The organism is Cereibacter ovatus, from assembly GCF_900207575.1.
In the GTDB taxonomy this organism is placed as follows: Bacteria; Pseudomonadota; Alphaproteobacteria; order Rhodobacterales; family Rhodobacteraceae; genus Cereibacter_A; species Cereibacter_A ovatus.
Map to the genome: position 1 here is coordinate 63,959 of NZ_OAOQ01000007.1, position 21,305 is coordinate 85,263.

Here is a 21,305-nt window from a genome sequence, read left to right on the forward strand (position 1 = left end):
TCAGAAGAAGATGTCTGCAAGATCGTCGCTTGGCTCGGCCGCCGGGTCCACAGGCGGCGCGGACGGGGTGGGCGTACCTTCCACGATCCGGTCGTGAATGTGGCGTTCGTCCGGTACGGTGTAGATCTCCCGGACCGAAGCCAGCAGCGCCGCGGCGTCGGTGTCGGCTTCAACTCTGGTCGCAAGCACCGGCAGGGCTTCGCGGCGACGCGCGGTATGTTCCATGAACACATGAACGCTGGTCAGGTTGCGCCGATAACCGGCCATCAGCCCGGCCGCCGTATCCAGGCTCGCCGTCAGGATGCGCCCCGCCTTGCCAAAGGCATGGCCGGTCTCGCTGTGAACCTGATCGGCTTCGCCCAGAATTTCCTGAATCGCCAGCGCCCCGGCGGCAACGCGGGCCATTTCCTGTTCCAGACCCGCCACCGCCTCGGTGCCGATGGCGGCGGCGCGTTCCTGTGTCACTTCCAGACGGCCGTGCAGCCGGGTGAAAACAGCAGCCGAAACCTGCGTCAGATCCCGAAGCTGACGCGAGATTTCCTGAAGCGCGCGCCCCTCTTGCCCCAGTTTGGCGCAGACGATCACCGCATTCAGGCCGAACAGCCGCACCAGATCCTCGATCCGGCGCATCCGTTCTTCGTGATGGCGGATGGTTTCAAGATGGGCCGCCACCCGCGCGGCATGGGCGGACAGCGCGCGCAGATGTTCGCCGCAACGCCCCAGCCCGCCGACAACGGCCTCGGCGTGGTCGGTCATGCTGTGAATCGCGCTGCCACCGCGACGGGGGCCTTCCAGATACAGGCTGCGGGCCGAGCCGATGGCAAGCGCCGCATTGTCCTGCACATCACGGAAACGCCGTGTCGCCGCATCCAGATCGCCGGCGAGGTGGCGCAGCGCGCCATCGGTCAGCCCCACCCCCAGATCGAGCAATGTCGCCTGCACCCCCGGATCGTCGCCCGCGCGGGCAAACGCATCCGACGTGACATAGCGGACATGTTCCAGCCGCTGCCGCGCACTGTCGCCAGCCTGCAATGCCAGAATCAGTTCCGAAACGGCGGCGAAAATGCCGTCCATGCGCCGCGCCAACGCCTCGTTGCCCTGTCCAAGGCGATGCCGGTCGGCCTGCACCTCGGTCGCGGTGGCGCCTATCGCGGCAAGGCTGGGCAGAACCACCTCGCGCAGCGTCTGCGACAGGTGGATCGCCTCGGCATCCATCGCATCGGTTTCGGCGGCGACCTCGACCATGGCCTCGTCGACTTCGGCCACCAGATCGGCGGCTTCGGCTGCCATTCGGGTCAGGCCGCCGGTGAAGGCTTCGACCCGCTGGCGCGAGCTGGTCAACATGTTGCCGATGATGCGGGCCTGCAACTTGACGATGGAAATGGCCCGGATTGTCGCCATCAGATCCGTCACTTCCGACCGCATCGCCCCGATGGCCGAGCGCAACGCACGGGCCGCCGCCTCGAACCGGGCGAACTCGTCGGCCAGAGCGATGATCTGAGTGCCGGTCTCGGTTGTCAGTTCCAGAAAGCGGCCGTTGCGCGCCGGGCCAAGGGCCGCCTCGAGCCGACCGAAATCCTTTCGCAGACCGTTCAGATGCCCCACCGCCTGCGAGAGCGTCTCGCCCGCGCGCAGAAATGTCTGCTCGGTGCTGAGCAGAACGAAATCCAAGGGATTGGCGGGCTGCGCATGGCCGGTGCAGTCAAGCAGCGAGGGGTCGAATTTCATCGTATCATCCTCTCGGCATTCCGGCGCCCGAACTCGATGATCCGGCTTGCAAGCTTGTCAAGCGGCTCGATCTTCTGGACCCCACCATGGGCAACGGCTTCCCGCGGCATCCCGTAGACGACACAGGTTTCTTCATTCTGCGCAATGGTTTCGGCGCCGGCCGCGCGCATCTCGGCCATGCTCCGGGCGCCGTCATCCCCCATCCCGGTCATGATGATCCCCAGCGCATTGGCTCCCGCCTCTTGCGCGGCCGAGCGGAACAGCACATCCACCGAGGGACGATGGCGGCAGACATAGGCCCCATCCACGACCGAAACCCGATAGCCTTGATTGCGCCGGCGCAGCAGCAGGTGGCGGTCACCCTGCGCGATGATCGCACGGCCGGGCAGAACCTGCATGTCATCTTCGGCTTCAAGAACCTCGATGGCACAAAGCGAATCGAGCCTGCGGGCAAAAGCGCCGGTGAAGCCACGCGGCATATGCTGAACGATCACGATCGGCGGCGCCGAAGCCGGAAGCGCCGTCAGCACGTCGCGCAGCGCCTCGGTCCCGCCGGTCGAGGCGCCGATGCACACCACCGGCATGGTTTCGGGAACGGGACGGGGCGGGCGGGCGGGAAGGATCTCGTCCGCGGTCAGCTTGGGACCCGGGGCAAGCGGGCGCGGTTCGGGCTGGCTGCGACGGCGGCCGGTTTCGGTCGCCGCACGGATGGCGTCGCAGATCCGGATCGAAGCTTCCTGACGTTCGATTTCATTGCGCGCGGCCGGCTTGGCAATCACTTCCTTGGCGCCGAGTTCAAGCGCGGCCACCATCGTGTCCGTGCCCGCCCCGACATGGCTGGAACAGACAACGACCGGAATCGGATGCTGTTGCATGATCTTGCGCAGGAAGGTCAGCCCGTCCATCCCCGGCATTTCCAGATCGAGAAGGATGGCATCCGGCAGTTCGGTGCGCATCGTGCGCGCCGCAGAATAGGCATCCGGAACCGCTGCCATGACCTGCAACGCCGGATCGCTTTCGACGATGACCTTGAACATCGCACGGGCGGCGGCGGAATCATCGACGATAAGAACGCGGGTCGGGCTCTGATGGGCTGCCGGGCGAATGGCCATTGTCAGGTCTTCCGGAAGATGGAGGGCGAATGTTGGGTCATGTGCGGGTGGCTGACCACCATCGATTCCGAGTGGCCGACGATCAGATGGCCACCGGGGCGCAGATGGCTGACCATGCGGGACACCACGGCGGCCTGATCCTCGGGCCCGAAATAGATCAGCACGTTGCGCAGGAAAATCACATCGACATCGCGGTCGACCGGATAGCTGCTGTCCATCAGGTTCAGATGCATGAACTGCACGCGGTCGCGCAGTTCGGGCACGATGCGCGCGGTGCCGGCATGGGCCGGCGCACGCCCCTGCATCGTGTAGCGTGCCCGAAATTCTGCGGGAACCGGCGAAAGCTGTTCCTGACTGTAGATTGCCCTTTGCGCGCGTTCGAGCATGCGCTGCGAGATATCGGTGCCAAGGATCGCATAAGAGAACCGTTTGCCCGCCCGTTGCGCTTCGGCCAGCACGATGGCGGTGGTATAGGCCTCGGCCCCTTCCGAACTGGCCGCGCTCCAGATCTTCAGGCGCGGTGCATGAGGCGAGGCCCGACGGATCGCCTCGGGCAGAATTTCGCGGGAGAGGAAATCGAAGTGACTGGATTCACGAAAGAAATCCGTCTTGTTGGTGGTCAGGAGATCAATGACCAACGGCAGTTCTTCTTCAAGCCGGCCATGATCGAAAAGCTGCGCAAGATAGCCGTCGAACCCCTTGGCACCAAGTGCTGCTATGCGCGGGCGCAGACGGGATTCGATCATCTGCCGCCGGTGTACCGGCAGCTGGATGCCAGTCCGGGTGCGGATCAGGTCCGAGAACCTTTGATCGTGTTGCTGGCGCAGCGGCTGATTCATTGCAGCCCGCCCTGCCGGATGTCCGACCATGCGCTTGGCACAAGGCGGGATGGGTCCATCAGCCGGTCGATATCGAGAAGCGTGACAAAGGCGCCGTTCCGCTTGCCGATGCCAAGAACGGCGTTGTCGGTCCAGTTCAGCATGTCGGCGCCGCTCATCTCCTGCATCCGGCCCTCATCAAGGGCCGTCACCTCGATGACGCGTTCGGTCTTGATGCCGACGACGATCCGCGCATCACCATTCTGCACCCAGGTGACAAGGATCCGGGTCTGCCCCGTATCCTCGGCCGGACCAAGCGCCAGCAGGCTGCGCAGGTCCACCACCGGCACGCCAGCACCGCGGACCTCACACAGGCCGAGAAGATGCGACGGGGCATTGGGCAGCGGCGCGATGGGACGCAGATCAAGGATTTCCTGCACCCGCTCCACCGGCAGAGCGTAAAGCGCCTCGCCGGCGGAGAAGGTCACCACCGGCGGCGTTTCGCCACGGGCGGCGAACTCTGGCTGCAGCGTGGCAGAGGAAGCCGGCATCAAGGTCATCACAATTCTCCGGATCGTGCTCGAGGGTCGAGGCCGCGGGGCGCGGCTCGGGGGAAGTCGGTTGGTGACCTGTCTCCGACAGAGGCCGGAGACAGGTGCGGATGTCGGCCTGCGGACATCAGAGGAGTGGCGGGGTCACCATCCACCCGCAAAGGCATGGCAACGAGACCCGTCCTGAGCCGCCGATACTGGGACGCGCTGCCCATCCGCGGCGATCAGGAGGCAAGCGCCGTGCCCGCGGCCGAAGCCTGGGCTGCGAAGATGTTGCCAAGGTTGGGAAACAGCAGCAGGCCCTTCGGTGTCCGGAACACGCCGTGGACGAAGGCATGTGGCCAGGCGCTGCCTTTCGGCGGCAACGGCTCGATCGTGTGACGGTCGAGTTCGGCCACTTCCAGCACCGCATCGGCACAGACGGCCACCACGATCGGCTCTCCGGCGACATCGACATCAAGCACCAGCATCTTGCTGGCCTCGGTCGCGGGTTCCTCGGGGATGCCGAACGCGAAGCGCAGTTCGGCCAGCGGCACCACGGCACCGCGGACGTTGATGACGCCCCAGACCGAGCGGTCGGCGGTGGGCACGCGTGTCACCGGCAGCGGGTCCAGGATCTCGCGCAGCGCCGAGGCCGGGATGGCCAGCATCTGCCGGCCAAGCCGCATCGTCACGACCGTCATCAGCGAGGCGGTCTTCAGTTCCACGACGTTGTTCATGCCGCCGCTCCTCTTGTGCGATCATCGACCCCCTGCCCCACGCCGGCCAGATGCGGCACGTCGAGGATCAGCGCCACCGTGCCATCGCCCAGAATGGTTGCCCCCGAGAAGGCACGAACCCCTGCATGAAGGCGGGACATCTGCTTGATGACGATCTGGTTGGTGCCGATGATCCGATCGACCACCGCACCCGCGCGGGTGTCACCGGCACGCACGATCACCACGGTCTGATAGGCGTCAGGCTCACCCTGGCTGCCAAACATCCGCCGCAGCCGCACCAGGGGCACCAGCCGGTCGCGCACGTCAAGAAAATCGGCGCCGCCATCGGCCTCGAGCTTGTCAGGCGGAAGCTCGACGATCTCTTGCACCGCCGCGAGCGGGATCGAGAACCGTTCGCCGGCAACTTCGACCAGAAGCCCTTCGATGATCGCCAGAGTCAGCGGCAGACGCAGGGTAAAGGTGGTGCCGCGACCCTCGACCGAATCGACCTCGATCGAGCCGCGCAGCCCTTCGATGGTCTTTTTCACCACATCCATGCCGACACCGCGGCCCGAAAGCTCGGTGATGGCTTCGGCGGTCGAGAAACCGGGTTCCAGGATCAGGGCATTCATCGCCGCATCGGTCAGCAGAGCGTCGGCGCTGATAACACCGTTCGCCACCGCCTTGGCGCGGATGCGGTCGCGGTTCAGACCACGCCCGTCGTCACCGATGCGGATCACCACCTCGGCACCGGAGTATTCCGCCTCGAGCGTAACCTGGCCCTCGGCTGGCTTGCCGGCGGCCTGCCGCTCGGCCGGGGTTTCAAGCCCGTGGTCCATAGAATTGCGCAGCATGTGCACGATCGGATCGGCCAGCTGCTCGATCACGGTCTTGTCAAGTTCGGTATCTTCACCGCGCACGACGAAGTTGACCGGCTTGGCCACGGTTTCGGACAGACCATGGATCAGGCGGCGGAACCGGCCGATCATCGAACGAACCGGCACCATCCTGATCCGCATCGTGGTATCGCGCAGGCCGGCCGCGAGACGGCTGATTTCCTCGGCCGCGGCCATCAGCGCCGGGTCGCGGCTTTGCTGGGCCAGTTGCAGCAGGCGCGCGTCGGCAATCACCAGTTCGCCCACGCGGTCCATCAGATGATCCAGCCGTTCGGCCGCCACACGCATCGTGGCGCCGCCGCGGTCGGCCGTGACCGGCGCGTCCTCGACAGGCTTCTTCGCCGTGGGCACGGGCACCGAAACGGGACGGGCCTCGGCCACCACCACGGGGGCGGCGGGCGCCTCGGCCTCGATCGGATCCAGCCGGATATCAGCCTCGTTGAACAGGAAGATCCCGTCGATCGCATCGCGCGAGGTGCCGGCCGGAAGGCACATCGACCAGCCGATCGTGCAGATTTCCGGGTCCAGCGCATCCAGTGCCGGCACCTGCGAAAGATCGGCACGGATGTCCGTCGCCCCCAGTTCGCGCAGTTCGTTCAGCAACAGGTCGGGGCGGGCGCCCAGCGCAAGGGCATTGCCCAGAAGGCGGAAATGCAGTCGCTGGCCACCAACCGGGACGAGTGCGACCTCGGCCGGGGCCGCAGGGGCAGACGCGGCACCGCCGACGCCCGCGACGGCCGCGCCCAGCGCGGCAAGGATCGCCTCGCGCCGGCCTTCCGGGTCGGGCTGGCCGCCAAGGAAACCGATGATCTCATCGCGCGCCGACAGCGACAGGCGGATGATTTCAGGCGTGACCGCGGCCTGCCCCGAGCGCAAGAGGTCGAAGGCCGATTCGAACACATGGACGAAGGCGGCCATGTCGGTAAAGCCGAACATCGCCCCCGATCCCTTGATCGTGTGCAGGTCGCGGAACACCGCGTTCACCAGATCACGATCCTCCGGCTGGTCTGCGAGGTCGAGAAGTCCACGTTCGAGACTCTCGATCAAATCCGTCGCTTCCTGCCGGAAGACGGTCATCATATCGTCGTCCATCATCCGAGCACCTTCTTGATGACGGCGAGCAACTGCGCCTGGGTGAACGGCTTGACCATCCACCCCAGCGCACCTGCATCGCGGGCCTGTTGCTTGAGACTGTCGGCGGAATCCGTGGACAAAAAGATAATGGGCTTGCCCTTGCTGGACGGATGTTCGCGATATTTCCTGATAAATCCGAGTCCATCGAGGTTGGGCATGTTCTGATCGGTGATGATGGCATCGATCGGATGGGACAGGGCCTTTTCCAGCCCTTCCTGACCGTCGGTCGCCTCGATCACCTGATAGCCAGCCTCGCGCAGGGTCATCGCGACCATGCAGCGGATCGACGGAGAATCGTCGACAGCAAGAACGGTCCTGGTCATGCGGCCACCGCAGCATCAAGCAGGTCGGGCGCGTCATCCGCATCCAGCGCCAGCGCGGCAAAGCGCGCGGCCAGCGGTCCGGCCGCCGCACGCGGCAGCAAAAGCCTGCGCCCCAGCAGGCGGGCGGTTTCGCGCGCCGCCAGCAGCACCTGCACCACAGCGGCATCGGCATCCGTCACCGCCGAGGCATCCACACTGACATCGTCGGCGGCAATCGCCTCTTCAAGTTGCCGCATCAACGGCACGGCATCCTGCAGGCGCAAATCACCCGTAAGAATCAGGGGTGTCATCAATTGTTCCTTCCACTCGCCAGAACGGGGTTCGGCGGATCTGCGGCTTGCGCAGAGGCTAGCGAATGGAACGGCATCGGACGCCCCCGGTTTATGGCCAAAGGCACATGTCTTGCGACGACCCGCGCGGGCCTTTTGTCAGAAATCCATACGAAAGAAGGGGCAAGACAGGGCGGCGCGGACCAAGCGGGGGCGCGCAAAAACACGACGGCCGCGGCGCTGGACCACGGCCGGCAAAACGGCGCCCACGGGCGCCGTCCTGAAGATTCGGTCAGGCGTTCAGCTTCGCCTCAAGCGCGGCGATGCGGGCGGCCAGCGCCTCGTTCTCTTCGCGGGCCTTCTGGGCCATGGCGCGGGCGGCGTCGAACTCTTCACGGGTCACGAAGTCGCGATCGGCGAGCCAGCGGTCCATCAGGCTTTTCATCGCCGTCTCGGCCTCGGCCTTGGCACCCTGCGCCACGCCCATGGCGTTGGTCATCAGCTGCGACATGTCGTCGAAGAATTTGTTGCGGGTCTGCATGCGGTTCCCTCCAGCGATCGGCCCTATATGGTCGGGGTGCCCCCCGCGCGCAAGGTTGACTTCGCCGCAGCCGCGCCGGAAAACCGCGGCCGAAAGGAAAACGCATGTCCTACATCCCGTTTCCCGACATCTCGCCGGATCTGTTCTCGGTCGAGCTTTTCGGCATGACCTTCGCCCTGCGCTGGTATGCGCTGGCCTATATCGCGGGCCTGCTGATCGGCTGGCGGCTGGTGCTGGCGATGATCGCCGCGCCGCGGCTGTGGACGGGCCCGGCGCCAATGACCGCCGATCAGGTCGAGCGGCTGCTGACATGGGTCATCCTTGGGGTCATTCTGGGCGGGCGGCTGGGCTTCGTGCTGTTCTATCAGCCGGGCTATTATCTGGAAAACCCCGGCGACATCCTGAAGGTGTGGGAAGGCGGAATGTCCTTCCATGGCGGCTTTCTGGGCGTGATGGCCGCAATGGTCGGCTTTTGCCTGAAAGAGCGTATCCCCGTGCTGCCGGTGGCCGACCTGCTGGCGGCGGCGACCCCGCCGGGCCTGCTGCTGGGCCGGATCGCCAATTTCATCAACGCCGAGCTTTGGGGCCGGCCCACCGCCCTGCCCTGGGGCGTGGCTTTCCCCGGCGATGCCGCCCAATCCTGCCCCGGGATCGAGGGCATCTGCGCCCGCCACCCCTCGCAACTCTACGAGGCGGCGATGGAAGGCCTTTTGCTGTTCGCGCTGATCACCGTCCTTGTCTGGCGGCGCGGCTGGCTTCGCTGGCCCGGCGCGGTGACGGGGGTCTTCCTTGCCGGCTACGGCTGCGCCCGTTTTGTGGTCGAGTTCGTCCGCCAACCCGATGCGCAATTTGTCAGCGAAGGCAACCCGCTGGGCCTTGCGTGGCAGATCGCGGGCTATGGGCTGACCATGGGGCAGATCCTGTCGCTGCCGATGATCGGCTTCGGGCTTTGGCTGATCCTGCGGAAGGGCCGGCGCGCGTGACGGACCTGGCCGCCCTGCTTGCGCGAAGGATCGCGGCGGCGGGGCCGATGACGGTGGCCGATTACATGGCCGAGTGTCTGCTGCATCCCGACCATGGCTATTACGCCACCCGCGATCCGTTCGGCGCGGGCGGCGATTTCACCACCGCCCCAGAGATGTCGCAGATGTTCGGGGAACTTCTGGGCCTGTGCCTTGCACAGGGCTGGCTGGATCAGGGCGCACCCACCCCCTTCACACTGGCCGAACTTGGCCCCGGCCGCGGCACGCTGATGGCCGATCTGCTGCGCGCGACGCGCGGCGTGCCGGGCTTTCATCAGGCGGCAAGGGTGCGGCTGGTCGAGGCATCGCCCACCCTGCGCGCGATCCAGCGCCAGACGCTGGGCACGCATCCGGTGGACTGGCTGGACCAGACCGCCGACCTGCCTGACGGACCGCTGTTCCTGATCGCCAACGAGTTCTTCGACGCGCTGCCGATCCGCCAGTTTGTCCGCGACCCGATGGGCTGGCGCGAACGCATGGTCGGGCTTGATGGCGACCGGCTGGCCTTCGGCCTTGGGCCCGCGGGGCCGCTGGGCCTGCTGGATCACAGGCTGGCCGATACCGAACCCGGCCAGATGGTCGAGATCTGCCCCGCCGCCGCGCCGATCCTGCAAGAGATCGCCCGCCGGATCGCCACCCACGGCGGTCTGGCGCTGGTGGTGGATTACGGCGGCTGGCATTCGCGCGGCGATACGCTTCAGGCGCTGCGTCACCACCGCTTTGCCGATCCGCTGGACAGCCCCGGCAAGGCCGACCTGACCGCCCATGTCGATTTCGAGGCTCTGGCCGCGGCCGCCGCGCCCTGCGCCACCGCCGTCACCACCCAGGGCATCCTGCTGGGGCGGCTCGGGATCACGGCACGGGCGGCACGGCTGGCGCAGTCGCTTGCCGGCGCGGCGCTGACAAGCCACAAGGCCGCATCACACCGCTTGACCGACGCTGCGGAAATGGGAACGCTGTTCAAGGCGCTGGCGGTGTTTCCGCCGCAGGGTCAGGCGCCAGCAGGATTTGCGGAATGATGGAAATAGTGACGGCCGACGCCTTGGCCCCCCTTCGCCACGGGTTCTTCACCCGCAAGGGCGGCGCTTCCTCGGGGATCTTTTCCGGGCTGAACTGCGGCCCCGGCTCCAGCGATCTGGCCGAGGTGGTCACGATCAACCGCCGGCGCGTGGCCGAGGCGATGGGCGTGACCCCCGATCTGCTGGTGACCGTGGATCAGGTCCACTCGGCCGATGTGGTGCATGTGACCGGGCCGCTGACCACCCGGCCCAAGGCCGACGGGCTGGTGACCGCAACGCCGGGCGTGGCGCTGGCGGTGCTGACCGCCGATTGCCAGCCGGTGCTGTTTGCCGACGCAACCGCCGGGGTGATCGGCGCCGCCCATGCCGGCTGGCGCGGCACGCTGGACGGGGTTCTGGAAGCGACCGTCGCCGCGATGGAGGGCCTTGGCGCCCGGCGCGACCGCATCACCGCAGTGATCGGCCCCACCATCAGCCAGCGCGCCTATGAGGTCGGCCCCGAATTCGTCGAACGGTTTCTGGACGACGACCGCGCCAACGCCCGCTTCTTTGCGCAAGGGCCGGGCGACCGGGCGCTGTTCGACCTGCCGGCGCTGGGACTTGACCGGCTGCGCGCGGCGGGCGTGGGGCACGCGGAATGGACGCGGCACTGCACCTACAGCGATCCCGACCGCTTCTTTTCCTTCCGCCGCACCACCCATGCAGGCGAGGCGGATTACGGCCGGCTGATCTCGGTGATCCGTCTTTGACATGACGCCTGCGGCGCAGGCCGCAGGTCTCGCATCTGCGCGACGGGGGCCGATGTCCCGCCCCGCCGCATGGACGCCGCAGCGCCCGCCCCCCGTCAGGCGCTGCGCTGAAGCCGGGCTTCCAGCACGTCGAAGGGCACGCCGGGGCGGTCCTTGGCACAGCGGATCACAAGGCTGGTCTTGACCGAGGCGACATTCTCGGCCGCCGTCAGTTCCTGGGTCAGGAAGGTCTGAAAGCTGGGCAGATCGGGCGCCACGCATTTCAGGATGAAGTCGATCTCGCCGTTCAGCATGTGACACTCGCGCACCAGGGGCCAGGCGCGGCAGCGGCCTTCAAAGGCCGACAGGTCCGACTCGGCCTGACTGTGCAGCCGCACCATGGCGAACACCTGCACCTCAAATCCCAGTTCGCGCGGATCGATGTCGGCATGATAGCCACGGATATAGCCCGCCTCTTCCAGCGTGCGCACCCGGCGCAGGCAGGGCGGGGCCGAGATGCCGACCCGCTTGGCAAGCTCGACATTGGTCATGCGCCCGTCGTCCTGAAGCTCGGCCAGAATGTGACGGTCGATGGGGTCGAGTTTCGATCCGGCCATAAAGCTCTCCTTGCTGCCGCGAGACTTTAGAGTCTTGCGCCCGCCTGCGCAATAATATTTCGCGAAAGCATCAATTGCCGGACTTCCATTGCGAAATGGCGGCCCTTGGCGCAATGCGGCAAGGGGGCTTCCGGCCCGCGCGTGCAGCTTCTATATGGGTCGCCGGGAAAAGGCCATAAGGGGCGACACGCCATGTCCGACACGCGGCACACAAGGGTTCTGATCATCGGGTCGGGCCCGGCCGGCTATACCGCCGCCGTCTATTCGGCCCGTGCGATGCTGTCGCCGCTGCTGATCCAGGGCCTTCAGCCCGGCGGCCAGCTGACCATCACCACCGAGGTCGAGAACTGGCCCGGCGAGCGCGAGATCCAGGGCCCCGACCTGATGGTGCGGATGGAAGAACACGCCCGGGCGATGGGGGCCGAGGTGATCTCGGACTACATTTCCTCGCTTGATCTGTCGCAGCGCCCCTTTGTGGCAAAGGCCGACAGCGGCATGACCTATACCGCCGATGCGGTGATCCTGGCCACCGGCGCGCAGGCGCGCTGGCTGGGCCTGCCGTCCGAGGAGAAATTCAAGGGCTTCGGCGTCTCGGCCTGCGCCACCTGCGACGGCTTCTTCTACCGCGGCAAGGAAGTGGTCGTGGCGGGCGGCGGCAACTCGGCGGTGGAAGAGGCGCTGTTCCTGACCAATTTCGCCACCAAGGTCACGCTGATTCACCGCCGCGATTCCTTGCGTGCCGAAAAGATCCTGCAACAGCGGCTGTTCAAGAACCCGAAGATCGAGATCCTGTGGAACCACGCGATCGAGGAGGTTCTGGGCACCGAAGCGCCGCTGGGCGTGACCGGCGTGCGTGCGAAGAACGTCCACACCGGCGAGACGGTCGAGGTGCCCTGCGACGGCTTTTTCGTCGCCATCGGCCATGAGCCCGCCAGCGAACTGGTCAAGGACCAGCTGGAATTGCACAATGGCGGCTATGTGAAGGTGGAACCCGGCACCACCCGGACCGCGATCCCCGGCGTCTTTGCGGCGGGCGACCTGACCGACCATGTCTACCGGCAGGCGGTGACCTCGGCCGGGATGGGCTGCATGGCCGCGCTGGACGCGGAACGTTTCCTTTCCGGCGAGGAATGACGGGGAAAGATCCTTCTCTCAGGCCCCTTGCAGGACGCGCGTTTTCCCGCGCGCCGGGAAGGCGGTATTTCCGCCTTATATGGCGTGGGTTCCGTGATCCACGCTTGAAACCGGCCCCCGCGACGGGATAACTCGCCCCCGAAAACCGGGGCGTCCCGGTTCATTCCGGCCAGAGGCTTATTGTTTCATGTCCCTTCCCAACCATGCCCCCGTCCCCGAGCTTTATGTTTCTTACGACTCGGCTCAGAAACTGAAGGTCGATGCGGGCAACCTGCCCTCATGGGATCTGACCGCGCGTCAGGTCTGCGACCTTGAACTGCTGATGAACGGCGGCTTCCACCCGCTGAAGGGTTTCCTGACCGAAGCCGATTATGACGGCGTGGTGGACAACATGCGCCTGGCCGACGGCCGGCTGTGGCCGATGCCGATCACGCTGGACGTGTCCGAGAAATTCGCCGAAAGCGTCGAGCCGGGTCAGGACATCGCGCTGCGCGACGCCGAAGGCGTGATCCTGGCCATCCTGTCGGTCACCGACAAATGGGTGCCGAACAAGGACCGCGAGGCCGAAAAGGTCTTTGGCGCCAACGATCTGGCCCATCCGGCGGTGAACTACCTGCACAATGCGGCGGGCAAGGTCTATCTGGGCGGCCCGATCACCGGCATCCAGCAGCCGGTCCACTATGATTTCAAGGCCCGCCGCGACACCCCGAACGAGTTGCGCGCCTTCTTCCGCAAGATGGGCTGGAGCCGCGTGGTCGCCTTCCAGACCCGCAACCCGCTGCACCGCGCGCATCAGGAACTGACCTTCCGCGCCGCGCGCGAGGCGCAGGCCAACCTGCTGATCCACCCGGTCGTCGGCATGACCAAGCCCGGCGACATCGACCATTTCACCCGCGTCCGCTGCTACGAGGCGGTGCTGGATCAGTATCCGGCCTCGACCACCACGATGAGCCTTCTGAACCTTGCGATGCGCATGGCCGGCCCGCGCGAAGCGGTCTGGCACGGGCTGATCCGCAAGAATCACGGCTGCACCCACATGATCGTGGGCCGCGACCACGCCGGCCCCGGCAAGAACAGCGAAGGCCAGGATTTCTACGGCCCCTACGACGCGCAGGAGCTGTTCAAGCAATACGCGAACGAGATCGGCATCGAGATGGTCGATTTCAAACAGATGGTCTATGTGCAGGAAAAGGCCCAGTATTATCCGGTGGACGAGGTGCCGGAAGGCTCGACCGTGCTGGATATCTCGGGCACCGAACTGCGCCGCCGCCTGCGCGAGGGGCTGGAGATCCCGGAATGGTTCTCGTTCCCCGATGTGGTGCAGGAACTGCGCCGCACCTCGCCGCCGCGCGCAAAGCAGGGTTTCACCGTGTTCTTCACCGGGCTTTCCGGCTCGGGCAAGTCGACCATCGCCAACGCGCTGATGGTGAAACTGATGGAAATGGGCGGCCGCCCCGTCACGCTGCTCGATGGCGACGTGGTGCGCAAACATCTGTCGTCGGAACTCGGCTTCTCGAAAGAGCACCGCGACATCAACATCAAGCGCATCGGCTATGTCGCATCCGAGATCACCAAGAACGGCGGCATCGCGATCTGCGCGCCGATCGCGCCCTATACCGCCACCCGCCGCGCGGTGCGCGAGATGATCGAAGCCTTTGGCGCCTTCATCGAGGTTCATGTCGCAACCCCGATCGAGGAATGCGAAAAGCGTGACCGCAAGGGGCTTTACAAGCTGGCTCGCGAAGGAAAGATCAAAGAGTTCACCGGGATTTCCGACCCTTACGAGGTTCCCGCCAAGGCCGAACTGGTGGTCGACACCACCAATGTCGACGTGGACCACTGCGCGCATCAGGTGATCCTGAAGCTGGAACAGATGGGCCTGATCCGGGCCTGATCCCCGTGCCGGGCAAGCCCGGCCCCCAACGGAAAAAGGCCGGCCCCCGACAGGGCCGGCCTTTGCTGTAAGCGGATGACCCGACCCATTCGGTCGCGACATACCCCACACCTTGCCCGGCGATGAGCAGGCCGCTGAACTAGTCGGCCCTTGGCCCGGTTTGAGGCACAGGATTCACCCCTCCGGCACGACAACGGCGGGGGATATGATGCGCGGGACGAACGAAACGAGCGGGTCGCTGTTCAGTGAACTGGCCCCGCTTTCAGACCCGGATTTGCGGGCCATAGTCGCGCGGCGCCAAATGCTTTTCAAACACCTCGACAGAACAAGATGTTCCCCCCCCCCGACCAAAAGCGGCAGGTGCGATACAACCGCTATCCGACGGCGGAAAACCATTCCAGTTTCAAGGTATCGCATGGCATACAGCCACACCGGCCGCTGCCTTGCCGCGCTTGAACGGCTTGCCTGCACAGCCGAAGGCGCCAGCCTTGCACGGATCGCCGCAGTGCTGAAGATGCCGAAATCCGGCGCCCACCGACTGATGGCCAAGTTGATCCGCCTTGGCCATGTCGCGGTGGCCATCGGCAGCTCTGCCCCCGGGATGTCGGCGCTGGCGGCACCTGTCCGCCATCCCGCCAGCGGCGCCGTTCTGGGAACCGTGTCGATCGGCGGCCCCTCGACCCGGATTGCGCCCGACCGGATCGCGGCGCTGTCCCCTGCCCTGCTGGCCGCCGCCGCCGACCTGTCAGACCGGGTTGCGGGGTCTGCCTATTTCACCGCCGCGCCCCCCGCAGCCAACTGACGAAGCTTCCATGGATTTCTCACTGACGCACGAACAGCGCCTGCTGGTCGATACCGTGACTTCATCGCGGCCGATCTGGCACCGCTGGAAGACGAGGTGGAACGCACCCCCCCAAGACCGCCGCCGCGATGTTTGCAAAGTCCTCGGCACTGGGGCTTCATGCGATGAACATTCCAAAAGCGCATGGCGGCGGCGGGTTGTCGGCCTTCGACATGATGCTGGTCGAGGAACAGTTCGGCCGCACCACCGACATCCTGATCAGCCGCGCCTTCGGCAATGTCTACGGGTGCTTCTGGCCGGCGAGGGCGCACAGATCGACCGCTGGCTGCGCCCAGCGGTGCGCGGCGTAAGGGTCTGTTCCATCGCCATCACCGAACCCGGCGCCGGATCGGATGCGGCCGCAATCACCACCCATGCGACCGAGGACGGCGCCGGCGGCTGGGTGCTGAACGGGGGCAAGCCCTTCATCTCGGACGGGCTGGTGTCGGACTTTTTCGTGGTCTCGGCCGTAACCGATCCGGGCAAGGGGGCGCGTGGCATCTCGTTTTTACTTGTCGACCGCGGCACGCCGGGGCTGACCATCGGGCGCGATCAGCCGATGATGGGTCTGCGCGGCACAAGCCATGTCGAACTCTCGTTCGATAACCTGATGCTGGGTGCCGAACACCTGCTGGGCGCGCGCGGCGAGGGCTTTCGCATGGCGCTGGGCATGCCGGGCCGGGTGCGGCTGGCGCAGGCCGGCGCGCGGGCGGTGGGCAAGGCCACCAAGGTTCTTGACCTGACGCTCGGATATGCCTGCGCGCGGCGGCAATCCTTTCCTTTTGTCCGCCCGAGAACGAGATCAAGGAAATCGAGCGGGGCATTCTGTTCCCCAAGTGGCAGGCCGACCCCGTGCGCCGCTGATCGGGACAGGGCCGGCTGGCTTTTCGCCAAAGCGCGGCCAAAGGCCCTGCAAACAGCTTTTGCCCCACACCCGCCGGGCCGGAAAATGGAAACGGACGCCACACCCAAGGCGGGGCGTCCGTTGATGGCATGGGGCGTGCCCCCCTTGAGGGGCGGCGCGGGTCAAGCGGGGCGCGGTCGGCCCGCGCCTGCCCCATAACGGGGCGCGCGGGGGTCTGCCGGCCGGGGCCTTAGCGCGGGCGCATCATGCGCGTCAGCAGCCCGTCCTTCAGGACGAACTGATGGGCCAGCGCCGACAGCGCATGAACCAACGCCAGCACCATGATCGCATTGGCCGCGATCACATGCGGCGCCGCGGCCCAGCCCTGCCCGCCGCCCCAGGTCATCATGCCCAGCGCCGGCACCAGAAGCGTCAGCAGGTAAAGCACGCCCTGCAACGCCGCCGCCACCTTGTCGCCGCGCGTCGGGCCCTTCCCGGGCGCACCAAGGATGAAGCGGGCGGCGATCCGCACCAGCGACAGCGCCAGCACCGCCACCCCCACAACGATATGAAGGTAATGGCCCACGCCCGCAGGCTGCGCGCCTTCGCGCACGGCGTCATAGGCGGCTTCCATGATGCCGCCGAAAATGAAGTTGAACAGAACCAGCCCCGCGATCGCCCAGTGCAGGGAAATCTGAAGCTTGGTGTATCCCGGTTGTTGCGTCATCGCCTCACCTGAACTTGCCTGGCCGATGCGGCCGGACAGGCCGGCGCATCTTCATCCGAAGGCGGAAAGGCTGACACAGCAGGAACAAGAGAAAAGAGGCCTTGATGTCGCGGCCCCATCGCCCTTCCGCCATGCGACGGGGCGAAACGGCGGCATCAGCGCATCAGCCGGGCAACGCCCCCCCGCCCCTTTGCGGTATGGCTGGACGCCGGGAACCGGCACCACCCCAAAGCCTCGAAAGCCTCGAAAGCCTCGAAAGCCTCGAAAGCCTCGAAAGCCTCGAAAGCCTCGAAAGCCGGTTTCAGTGGACGTTCACCGGCGCAAGGTTGTTCTGACGGGCCAGAATGAAGGCCAGCGCCCGGTCGCGCACCAGCGCAAGACGCTCGCCATCCGCGTCATGGACGGCATAGATCCGGTCCAGCCCGCGGGCCATGCCCTGAACATCCTCGGGCAGGTCCGCGACCGGCACCGGGCGCACATAGACCAGCCGGCCGGTGCCGGGGGGAAAATCGAATGGCGTGTTCATTGTCCGACTCCTTCCGTCACGACCCGCCTGCGCCCGATGGGGATCGTCTGCACCACGGGCTGCGGCACCTCGCGGCGCAGGTCGATGTGCAGCAGCCCGTGTTCCATGGTGGCGCCGGCCACTTCGACGCCCTCGGCCAGCACGAAGCTGCGCTGGAACGCGCGCGAGGCGATACCGCGGTGCAGGAACACCCGGTCGCTCGCGTCCTCGGCCTGCCGGCCGCGGATCACAAGCTGGCGGTCCTCGACGGTGATCGCCATCTCATCCTCGCGGAAGCCGGCGACGGCCAGCGTGATGCGATAGGCATTTTCGGCCACGGCTTCGATGTTGAAGGGGGGATAGCCTTCGCTTGCGGTCTTGGCGGTGCGTTCGACCAGCCGCTCAAGTTGCTCGAACCCGAGAAGGAAGGGGTGGCCGCCGAAATTCAGTTTGGTCATTCCGTCATGTCCTTGCAGAAGCGACATTCGCGCACGCAACCCCGCAAAGGCATCCCGCGCCATCCGAATATGGGCGCTGGGCAAAGGGGCCGCAAGTCCCGCCCCCAAGGCCGGGCCCGCGTTTCGCCCGCGACACTTCGGGCCGTGCAGGTTTCTTCCCGCAAAGGCGCCGGATCTGTATATTGCGGGGACGGCGACTCATCAAAAACATATCCGGCGACATCACCGGCAAGGCCAGAACCATGAATGCGTCCCCTGAAATGAACTTCGAAGACATGCTGCACATCCGGCTTGAGGTGCTGAGGCGAGAGCACAGGGATCTGGACGAAGCGATCGCGGCGCTTGAACACGGGGGCCGCGGCGATCAGTTGACGCTGCGCCGGTTGAAAAAGCAGAAGCTGTCGCTGAAGGACCAGATCGTGAAGCTTGAGGATCAGTTGATCCCCGACATCATCGCCTGACCGATCCCGCCCGCTTGCCCCCGCCCCGGCCGCCGCTATAGTGCGCGCCTTGTGAACTAGGGGGCGGTGTGCATGGCTGTGGACGTTGGAATCATCATGGGCAGCCAGTCCGACTGGGCCACGATGAAAGAGGCGGCGTCGATCCTGGACGCGCTGGGGGTCAGCTACGAGACGCGGATCGTCTCGGCCCACCGCACGCCCGACCGGCTGTGGACCTATGGCAAGACCGCGGTGGACCGCGGGCTGAAGGTCATCATCGCCGGGGCCGGGGGCGCGGCCCATCTGCCGGGAATGATGGCATCGAAAACCCGCGTGCCGGTGATCGGCGTGCCGGTGCAGACCCGCGCGCTGTCGGGCGTCGACAGCCTTTATTCCATCGTGCAGATGCCCAAGGGCTTTCCGGTGGCGACCATGGCGATCGGTGCGGCGGGAGCGGCCAATGCCGGGCTGATGGCGGCGGGCATCCTTGCGATCTCCGATCCCGCGCTGGGCCAGCGGCTGGACGACTGGCGCGCGGCACTGTCGGATTCGATCCCCGAGGAGCCTTCGGATGACTGATCGTCTGCACCCCGGCGCCACCATCGGCATCCTTGGCGGCGGGCAACTGGGCCGGATGCTGTCGGTTGCGGCCTCTCGGCTTGGCTTTCGCAGCCATGTGTTCGAACCGGGCGCCAACCCGCCCGCCGCCGACGTGGCCCATGCCGTGACCACCGCGCCCTATGACGACGAGGCCGCGCTGCGGGCCTTTGCGGCCTCGGTCGATGTCATTACCTATGAATTCGAAAACATCCCCACCGCGGCGCTGGACCTGCTGGAAAGCCTGAAGCCGATCCGCCCGAACCGCCGCGCACTGGCGATCAGTCAGGACCGGCTGGCGGAAAAGGGCTTCCTGACCTCGATCGGGCTGACGGTGGCGCCCTATCGCGCGGTGGACACGCTGGCCGATCTGGATGCGGCGCTGCATGGCATCGGCACGCCCGCGATCCTGAAAACCACCCGGCTCGGCTATGACGGCAAGGGGCAGGCCCGGATCATGGACCCCGCCGACGCCCCCACCGCCTTCGCCGCGATGGAAGGTCAACCGGCGGTGCTGGAAGGCTTTGTGCGCTTTACCCACGAGGTGTCGGTGATCGCGGCGCGCGGGCTGGATGGGTCGGTCGCGGCCTATGACCCCGGCGAGAATGTGCATCTGTCGGGCATCCTGCACACCACGACCGTGCCCGCGCGGCTGACCTCGGCGCAGCGCACCGATGCGGTGCTGCTGGCGGGGCGCATCCTGAACGCGCTGGATTACGTCGGCGTGCTGGGGGTCGAGCTGTTCGTGACCCCCGAGGCGCTTCTGGTGAACGAGATCGCGCCCCGTGTCCACAACTCGGGCCACTGGACGCAGAACGGCTGCGTGGTGGACCAGTTCGAACAGCATATCCGCGCGGTCGCGGGCTGGCCCTTGGGCGACGGCTCGCGCTTTGCCGATGTCGAGATGGAAAACCTGATCGGCCACGATGTGGCGCGGGTGCCTGCGCTGGCGCTGGAACGCAACGCCGCAATCCATCTTTACGGCAAGACCGAGGCCCGGCCCGGCCGCAAGATGGGCCATGTGAACCGCATCCTTCGGCCCGTCGAGGCGCCATGACCGTCCCGGCGGATCGGCTGTCCGCCTTCGCCGCACGCGAACGCGCCGCCTTCCACGCCGCCCGCCCCAGAACCCGCAAGGCGCTGGCCGACGGCGCCGACCGCTTTCTGGGCGGCGTGCCGATGCACTGGATGAAGGACTGGCCCACGCCGTTCCCGCTGGTGGTGGCGCGGGCCAAGGGCGCCCGGATCACAGATATCGACGGCCACCGGCTGGATGACTTCTGCCTTGGCGACACCGGCTCGATGTTTGGCCACTCGCCCGCGCCGGTCGCGCGGGCGATCCGCAAACAGGCCCGCCGCGGGCTGACCTACATGCTGCCGACCAAGGACGCACTGGAAGCCGGCCGCCTGCTGACCGATCGTTTCGGGGATTTCCGCTGGCAGATCGCCACCACCGCAACCGACGCCAACCGCTTTGCGCTGCGCGTCGCCCGCGCAGTCACGGGCCGGCCGAAGGTGCTGGTGTTCAACGGCTGCTATCACGGCACCGTGGACGAGGCGATGGTGACGCTGAAGGACGGCCGCACCGTCGCGCGCCCCGGCCTTGTCGGGCAGGTGGCCGACCTTGGCCTGACCGCCGTCGCGGTCGAGTTCAACGACATTCCCGCCGTCGAGGCTGCCCTTGCCACCGGCGAGGTGGCCGCGATCCTGACCGAGCCGGTGATGACCAACTGCGCCATGGTCCTGCCCGACGCGGGCTTTCACGATGCGCTGCGCAAGCTGTCGCGCCAGCACGGGGCGCTGCTGATTCTGGATGAAACGCACACGATCTCGTCCGGGCTTGGCGGATATGGCCGGGTTCACGGGCTGTCGCCCGATATCCTTGTGGTCGGCAAATGCGTGGCGGGCGGGATGCCCGCGGCGGTCTGGGGCCTTGCGCCCGATCTGGCGGCACGGTTTGCCGCCCATGACGCCGCCCGGCCGCAGGGCCATTCCGGCATGGGCACCACGCTTTCGGCCAATCCGATGCAATTCGCCTGCCTGCGCGCAACGCTGGCCGAGGTGATGACCCCCGAAAACTATGCCACGATGAAGGCCGGCGCCCGCCGCCTTGCCGCGGGTCTGTCGGCCAGCATCGCCCGTGTGGGCGCACCGTGGCATGTGGTGCGTGTGGGCGCCCGGGTCGAGTACATCTGCGCCCCCGGCCCGCTGCGAAACGGCACCGAGGCCGTCCTTGCCCATCGCCCCGAACTGGAAGCCGCGCTGCATCTGGGGCTTTTGAACCGTGGCTGCCTGATCGCGCCGTTCCACAACATGATGCTGGTCAGCCCCGCCACCGGCACGCGCCGGATCGACCGCCTGACCCGCGCCTTCGACGACATCCTTTCCCAGCTTTTTCAGGGATAGCCC

Annotated in this window: 25 protein-coding genes; 12 read left to right on the forward strand and 13 right to left on the reverse strand. The window is 66.5% G+C overall.

Translation table 11 applies throughout. The annotated features are described in order from the left end of the window. The 9 genes from CRO07_RS09640 to CRO07_RS09680 all read right to left on the reverse strand — a co-directional run bounded on the left by CRO07_RS09640 (window position 1) and on the right by CRO07_RS09680 (window position 8,070). Complete coding sequence (locus CRO07_RS09640) at window positions 1-1,728, reverse strand: transducer, TlpC (protein WP_235840965.1); 1,728 nt, start codon at window positions 1,726-1,728, stop codon at window positions 1-3. Further along, window positions 1,725-2,840, reverse strand: coding sequence for a protein-glutamate methylesterase/protein-glutamine glutaminase (locus CRO07_RS09645; RefSeq protein ID WP_097030485.1), 1,116 nt, complete (start codon window positions 2,838-2,840; stop codon window positions 1,725-1,727). Before CRO07_RS09645 ends, CRO07_RS09640 begins: the two co-directional genes overlap by 4 nt. Window positions 2,841-2,842: 2 nt before the next feature. Next, window positions 2,843-3,679 (reverse strand): protein-glutamate O-methyltransferase, encoded by an 837-nt coding sequence (locus tag CRO07_RS09650; RefSeq protein WP_097030486.1) that lies wholly within the window; start codon window positions 3,677-3,679, stop codon window positions 2,843-2,845. Continuing rightward, window positions 3,676-4,218: a chemotaxis protein CheW gene (locus tag CRO07_RS09655; protein ID WP_097030487.1), complete on the reverse strand. Its 543-nt coding sequence runs from the start codon at window positions 4,216-4,218 to the stop codon at window positions 3,676-3,678. Before CRO07_RS09655 ends, CRO07_RS09650 begins: the two co-directional genes overlap by 4 nt. A gap of 215 nt (window positions 4,219-4,433) precedes the next feature. Next, window positions 4,434-4,928 carry a chemotaxis protein CheW gene (locus CRO07_RS09660; protein WP_097030488.1) on the reverse strand — a complete coding sequence of 165 codons (495 nt, stop codon included), beginning with the start codon at window positions 4,926-4,928 and terminating at the stop codon, window positions 4,434-4,436. Next, the gene (locus CRO07_RS09665; RefSeq protein ID WP_176504538.1) at window positions 4,925-6,898 is read right to left on the reverse strand and encodes a chemotaxis protein CheA; all 1,974 of its coding nucleotides are present in this window, start codon (window positions 6,896-6,898) and stop codon (window positions 4,925-4,927) included. The genes CRO07_RS09660 and CRO07_RS09665 overlap by 4 nt, the downstream gene beginning before the upstream one ends. Then, a complete protein-coding gene (locus tag CRO07_RS09670) occupies window positions 6,895-7,260 on the reverse strand; it encodes a response regulator (protein ID WP_097030489.1) in 366 nt (121 codons plus the stop codon). The genes CRO07_RS09665 and CRO07_RS09670 overlap by 4 nt, the downstream gene beginning before the upstream one ends. Beyond that, window positions 7,257-7,550, reverse strand: a complete 294-nt coding sequence (locus CRO07_RS09675; protein ID WP_097030490.1) for an STAS domain-containing protein — start codon at window positions 7,548-7,550, stop codon at window positions 7,257-7,259. The genes CRO07_RS09670 and CRO07_RS09675 overlap by 4 nt, the downstream gene beginning before the upstream one ends. Before the next feature lie 271 nt (window positions 7,551-7,821). Continuing rightward, complete coding sequence (locus CRO07_RS09680; RefSeq protein WP_097030491.1) at window positions 7,822-8,070, reverse strand: accessory factor UbiK family protein; 249 nt, start codon at window positions 8,068-8,070, stop codon at window positions 7,822-7,824. A 104-nt stretch (window positions 8,071-8,174) separates the two neighbouring features. On the opposite strand from CRO07_RS09680, the gene lgt reads away from it, so the two are divergent. From lgt to pgeF, 3 genes are read left to right on the forward strand one after another with little or no spacing between them, the layout of a single operon-like run. Continuing rightward, window positions 8,175-9,053, forward strand: a complete 879-nt coding sequence (lgt, locus tag CRO07_RS09685) for a prolipoprotein diacylglyceryl transferase (RefSeq protein WP_097030492.1) — start codon at window positions 8,175-8,177, stop codon at window positions 9,051-9,053. Next, window positions 9,050-10,111, forward strand: coding sequence for a class I SAM-dependent methyltransferase (locus CRO07_RS09690; RefSeq protein WP_097030493.1), 1,062 nt, complete (start codon window positions 9,050-9,052; stop codon window positions 10,109-10,111). The genes lgt and CRO07_RS09690 overlap by 4 nt, the downstream gene beginning before the upstream one ends. Beyond that, a complete protein-coding gene (gene pgeF, locus CRO07_RS09695) occupies window positions 10,108-10,860 on the forward strand; it encodes a peptidoglycan editing factor PgeF (protein ID WP_097030494.1) in 753 nt (250 codons plus the stop codon). The genes CRO07_RS09690 and pgeF overlap by 4 nt, the downstream gene beginning before the upstream one ends. Window positions 10,861-10,955: 95 nt before the next feature. Here the strand turns inward: pgeF and CRO07_RS09700 are convergent, their stop codons facing one another. Then, window positions 10,956-11,456, reverse strand: a complete 501-nt coding sequence (locus CRO07_RS09700) for an Lrp/AsnC family transcriptional regulator (protein WP_097030495.1) — start codon at window positions 11,454-11,456, stop codon at window positions 10,956-10,958. A 192-nt stretch (window positions 11,457-11,648) separates the two neighbouring features. On the opposite strand from CRO07_RS09700, the gene trxB reads away from it, so the two are divergent. The 5 genes from trxB to CRO07_RS09720 all read left to right on the forward strand — a co-directional run bounded on the left by trxB (window position 11,649) and on the right by CRO07_RS09720 (window position 16,388). Next, window positions 11,649-12,590, forward strand: coding sequence for a thioredoxin-disulfide reductase (gene trxB / locus CRO07_RS09705; protein WP_097030496.1), 942 nt, complete (start codon window positions 11,649-11,651; stop codon window positions 12,588-12,590). Window positions 12,591-12,777: 187 nt separating this feature from the next. Next, complete coding sequence (locus CRO07_RS09710) at window positions 12,778-14,484, forward strand: bifunctional sulfate adenylyltransferase/adenylylsulfate kinase (RefSeq protein ID WP_097030497.1); 1,707 nt, start codon at window positions 12,778-12,780, stop codon at window positions 14,482-14,484. A 415-nt stretch (window positions 14,485-14,899) separates the two neighbouring features. Further along, a complete protein-coding gene (locus CRO07_RS18680) occupies window positions 14,900-15,286 on the forward strand; it encodes a helix-turn-helix domain-containing protein (protein ID WP_176504539.1) in 387 nt (128 codons plus the stop codon). Window positions 15,287-15,414: 128 nt separating this feature from the next. Further along, window positions 15,415-15,636, forward strand: coding sequence for an acyl-CoA dehydrogenase family protein (locus CRO07_RS18905; protein WP_204840001.1), 222 nt, complete (start codon window positions 15,415-15,417; stop codon window positions 15,634-15,636). Next, window positions 15,573-16,388 carry an acyl-CoA dehydrogenase family protein gene (locus CRO07_RS09720; RefSeq protein ID WP_204840002.1) on the forward strand — a complete coding sequence of 272 codons (816 nt, stop codon included), beginning with the start codon at window positions 15,573-15,575 and terminating at the stop codon, window positions 16,386-16,388. Before CRO07_RS18905 ends, CRO07_RS09720 begins: the two co-directional genes overlap by 64 nt. A 31-nt stretch (window positions 16,389-16,419) precedes the next feature. On the opposite strand, the gene CRO07_RS09725 is transcribed toward CRO07_RS09720, so the two are convergent. From CRO07_RS09725 to CRO07_RS09735, 3 genes are all read right to left on the reverse strand, one after another. Further along, window positions 16,420-16,896, reverse strand: a complete 477-nt coding sequence (locus CRO07_RS09725) for a cytochrome b (protein ID WP_097030499.1) — start codon at window positions 16,894-16,896, stop codon at window positions 16,420-16,422. A 301-nt stretch (window positions 16,897-17,197) separates the two neighbouring features. Further along, window positions 17,198-17,422 (reverse strand): DUF1150 family protein, encoded by a 225-nt coding sequence (locus CRO07_RS09730; RefSeq protein WP_097030500.1) that lies wholly within the window; start codon window positions 17,420-17,422, stop codon window positions 17,198-17,200. After that, window positions 17,419-17,886: an Hsp20 family protein gene (locus CRO07_RS09735; RefSeq protein ID WP_176504540.1), complete on the reverse strand. Its 468-nt coding sequence runs from the start codon at window positions 17,884-17,886 to the stop codon at window positions 17,419-17,421. Before CRO07_RS09735 ends, CRO07_RS09730 begins: the two co-directional genes overlap by 4 nt. A 215-nt stretch (window positions 17,887-18,101) precedes the next feature. Between CRO07_RS09735 and CRO07_RS09740 the strand changes: the two genes are divergently transcribed. The 4 genes from CRO07_RS09740 to CRO07_RS09755 all read left to right on the forward strand — a co-directional run bounded on the left by CRO07_RS09740 (window position 18,102) and on the right by CRO07_RS09755 (window position 21,302). Then, complete coding sequence (locus tag CRO07_RS09740; RefSeq protein ID WP_097030502.1) at window positions 18,102-18,320, forward strand: YdcH family protein; 219 nt, start codon at window positions 18,102-18,104, stop codon at window positions 18,318-18,320. Between the two features lie 72 nt (window positions 18,321-18,392). Further along, entirely contained in the window at window positions 18,393-18,878 is a 486-nt protein-coding gene (purE, locus tag CRO07_RS09745) for a 5-(carboxyamino)imidazole ribonucleotide mutase (RefSeq protein ID WP_097030503.1), read from the forward strand. After that, on the forward strand, window positions 18,871-19,953 hold the full coding sequence (locus tag CRO07_RS09750; protein WP_097030504.1) for a 5-(carboxyamino)imidazole ribonucleotide synthase: 1,083 nt from the start codon (window positions 18,871-18,873) through the stop codon (window positions 19,951-19,953). The genes purE and CRO07_RS09750 overlap by 8 nt, the downstream gene beginning before the upstream one ends. Further along, complete coding sequence (locus CRO07_RS09755; protein ID WP_097030505.1) at window positions 19,950-21,302, forward strand: aspartate aminotransferase family protein; 1,353 nt, start codon at window positions 19,950-19,952, stop codon at window positions 21,300-21,302. Before CRO07_RS09750 ends, CRO07_RS09755 begins: the two co-directional genes overlap by 4 nt. The last annotated feature ends 3 nt before the right edge of the window (window positions 21,303-21,305 follow it).

What these genes read in the sequence shown, in the direction of transcription:
- CRO07_RS09640 (WP_235840965.1), bottom strand. Translation starts at nt 1,728, where the DNA reads ATGAAATTCGACCCCTCGCTGCTTGACTGCACCGGCCATGCGCAGCCC.
- CRO07_RS09645 (WP_097030485.1), bottom strand. Translation starts at nt 2,840, where the DNA reads ATGGCCATTCGCCCGGCAGCCCATCAGAGCCCGACCCGCGTTCTTATC.
- CRO07_RS09650 (WP_097030486.1), bottom strand. Translation starts at nt 3,679, where the DNA reads ATGAATCAGCCGCTGCGCCAGCAACACGATCAAAGGTTCTCGGACCTG.
- CRO07_RS09655 (WP_097030487.1), bottom strand. Translation starts at nt 4,218, where the DNA reads ATGACCTTGATGCCGGCTTCCTCTGCCACGCTGCAGCCAGAGTTCGCC.
- CRO07_RS09660 (WP_097030488.1), bottom strand. Translation starts at nt 4,928, where the DNA reads ATGAACAACGTCGTGGAACTGAAGACCGCCTCGCTGATGACGGTCGTG.
- CRO07_RS09665 (WP_176504538.1), bottom strand. Translation starts at nt 6,898, where the DNA reads ATGATGGACGACGATATGATGACCGTCTTCCGGCAGGAAGCGACGGAT.
- CRO07_RS09670 (WP_097030489.1), bottom strand. Translation starts at nt 7,260, where the DNA reads ATGACCAGGACCGTTCTTGCTGTCGACGATTCTCCGTCGATCCGCTGC.
- CRO07_RS09675 (WP_097030490.1), bottom strand. Translation starts at nt 7,550, where the DNA reads ATGACACCCCTGATTCTTACGGGTGATTTGCGCCTGCAGGATGCCGTG.
- CRO07_RS09680 (WP_097030491.1), bottom strand. Translation starts at nt 8,070, where the DNA reads ATGCAGACCCGCAACAAATTCTTCGACGACATGTCGCAGCTGATGACC.
- lgt (WP_097030492.1), top strand. Translation starts at nt 8,175, where the DNA reads ATGTCCTACATCCCGTTTCCCGACATCTCGCCGGATCTGTTCTCGGTC.
- pgeF (WP_097030494.1), top strand. Translation starts at nt 10,108, where the DNA reads ATGATGGAAATAGTGACGGCCGACGCCTTGGCCCCCCTTCGCCACGGG.
- CRO07_RS09700 (WP_097030495.1), bottom strand. Translation starts at nt 11,456, where the DNA reads ATGGCCGGATCGAAACTCGACCCCATCGACCGTCACATTCTGGCCGAG.
- trxB (WP_097030496.1), top strand. Translation starts at nt 11,649, where the DNA reads ATGTCCGACACGCGGCACACAAGGGTTCTGATCATCGGGTCGGGCCCG.
- CRO07_RS09710 (WP_097030497.1), top strand. Translation starts at nt 12,778, where the DNA reads ATGTCCCTTCCCAACCATGCCCCCGTCCCCGAGCTTTATGTTTCTTAC.
- CRO07_RS18680 (WP_176504539.1), top strand. Translation starts at nt 14,900, where the DNA reads ATGGCATACAGCCACACCGGCCGCTGCCTTGCCGCGCTTGAACGGCTT.
- CRO07_RS18905 (WP_204840001.1), top strand. Translation starts at nt 15,415, where the DNA reads ATGTTTGCAAAGTCCTCGGCACTGGGGCTTCATGCGATGAACATTCCA.
- CRO07_RS09725 (WP_097030499.1), bottom strand. Translation starts at nt 16,896, where the DNA reads ATGACGCAACAACCGGGATACACCAAGCTTCAGATTTCCCTGCACTGG.
- CRO07_RS09730 (WP_097030500.1), bottom strand. Translation starts at nt 17,422, where the DNA reads ATGAACACGCCATTCGATTTTCCCCCCGGCACCGGCCGGCTGGTCTAT.
- CRO07_RS09735 (WP_176504540.1), bottom strand. Translation starts at nt 17,886, where the DNA reads ATGTCGCTTCTGCAAGGACATGACGGAATGACCAAACTGAATTTCGGC.
- CRO07_RS09740 (WP_097030502.1), top strand. Translation starts at nt 18,102, where the DNA reads ATGAATGCGTCCCCTGAAATGAACTTCGAAGACATGCTGCACATCCGG.
- purE (WP_097030503.1), top strand. Translation starts at nt 18,393, where the DNA reads ATGGCTGTGGACGTTGGAATCATCATGGGCAGCCAGTCCGACTGGGCC.
- CRO07_RS09750 (WP_097030504.1), top strand. Translation starts at nt 18,871, where the DNA reads ATGACTGATCGTCTGCACCCCGGCGCCACCATCGGCATCCTTGGCGGC.
- CRO07_RS09755 (WP_097030505.1), top strand. Translation starts at nt 19,950, where the DNA reads ATGACCGTCCCGGCGGATCGGCTGTCCGCCTTCGCCGCACGCGAACGC.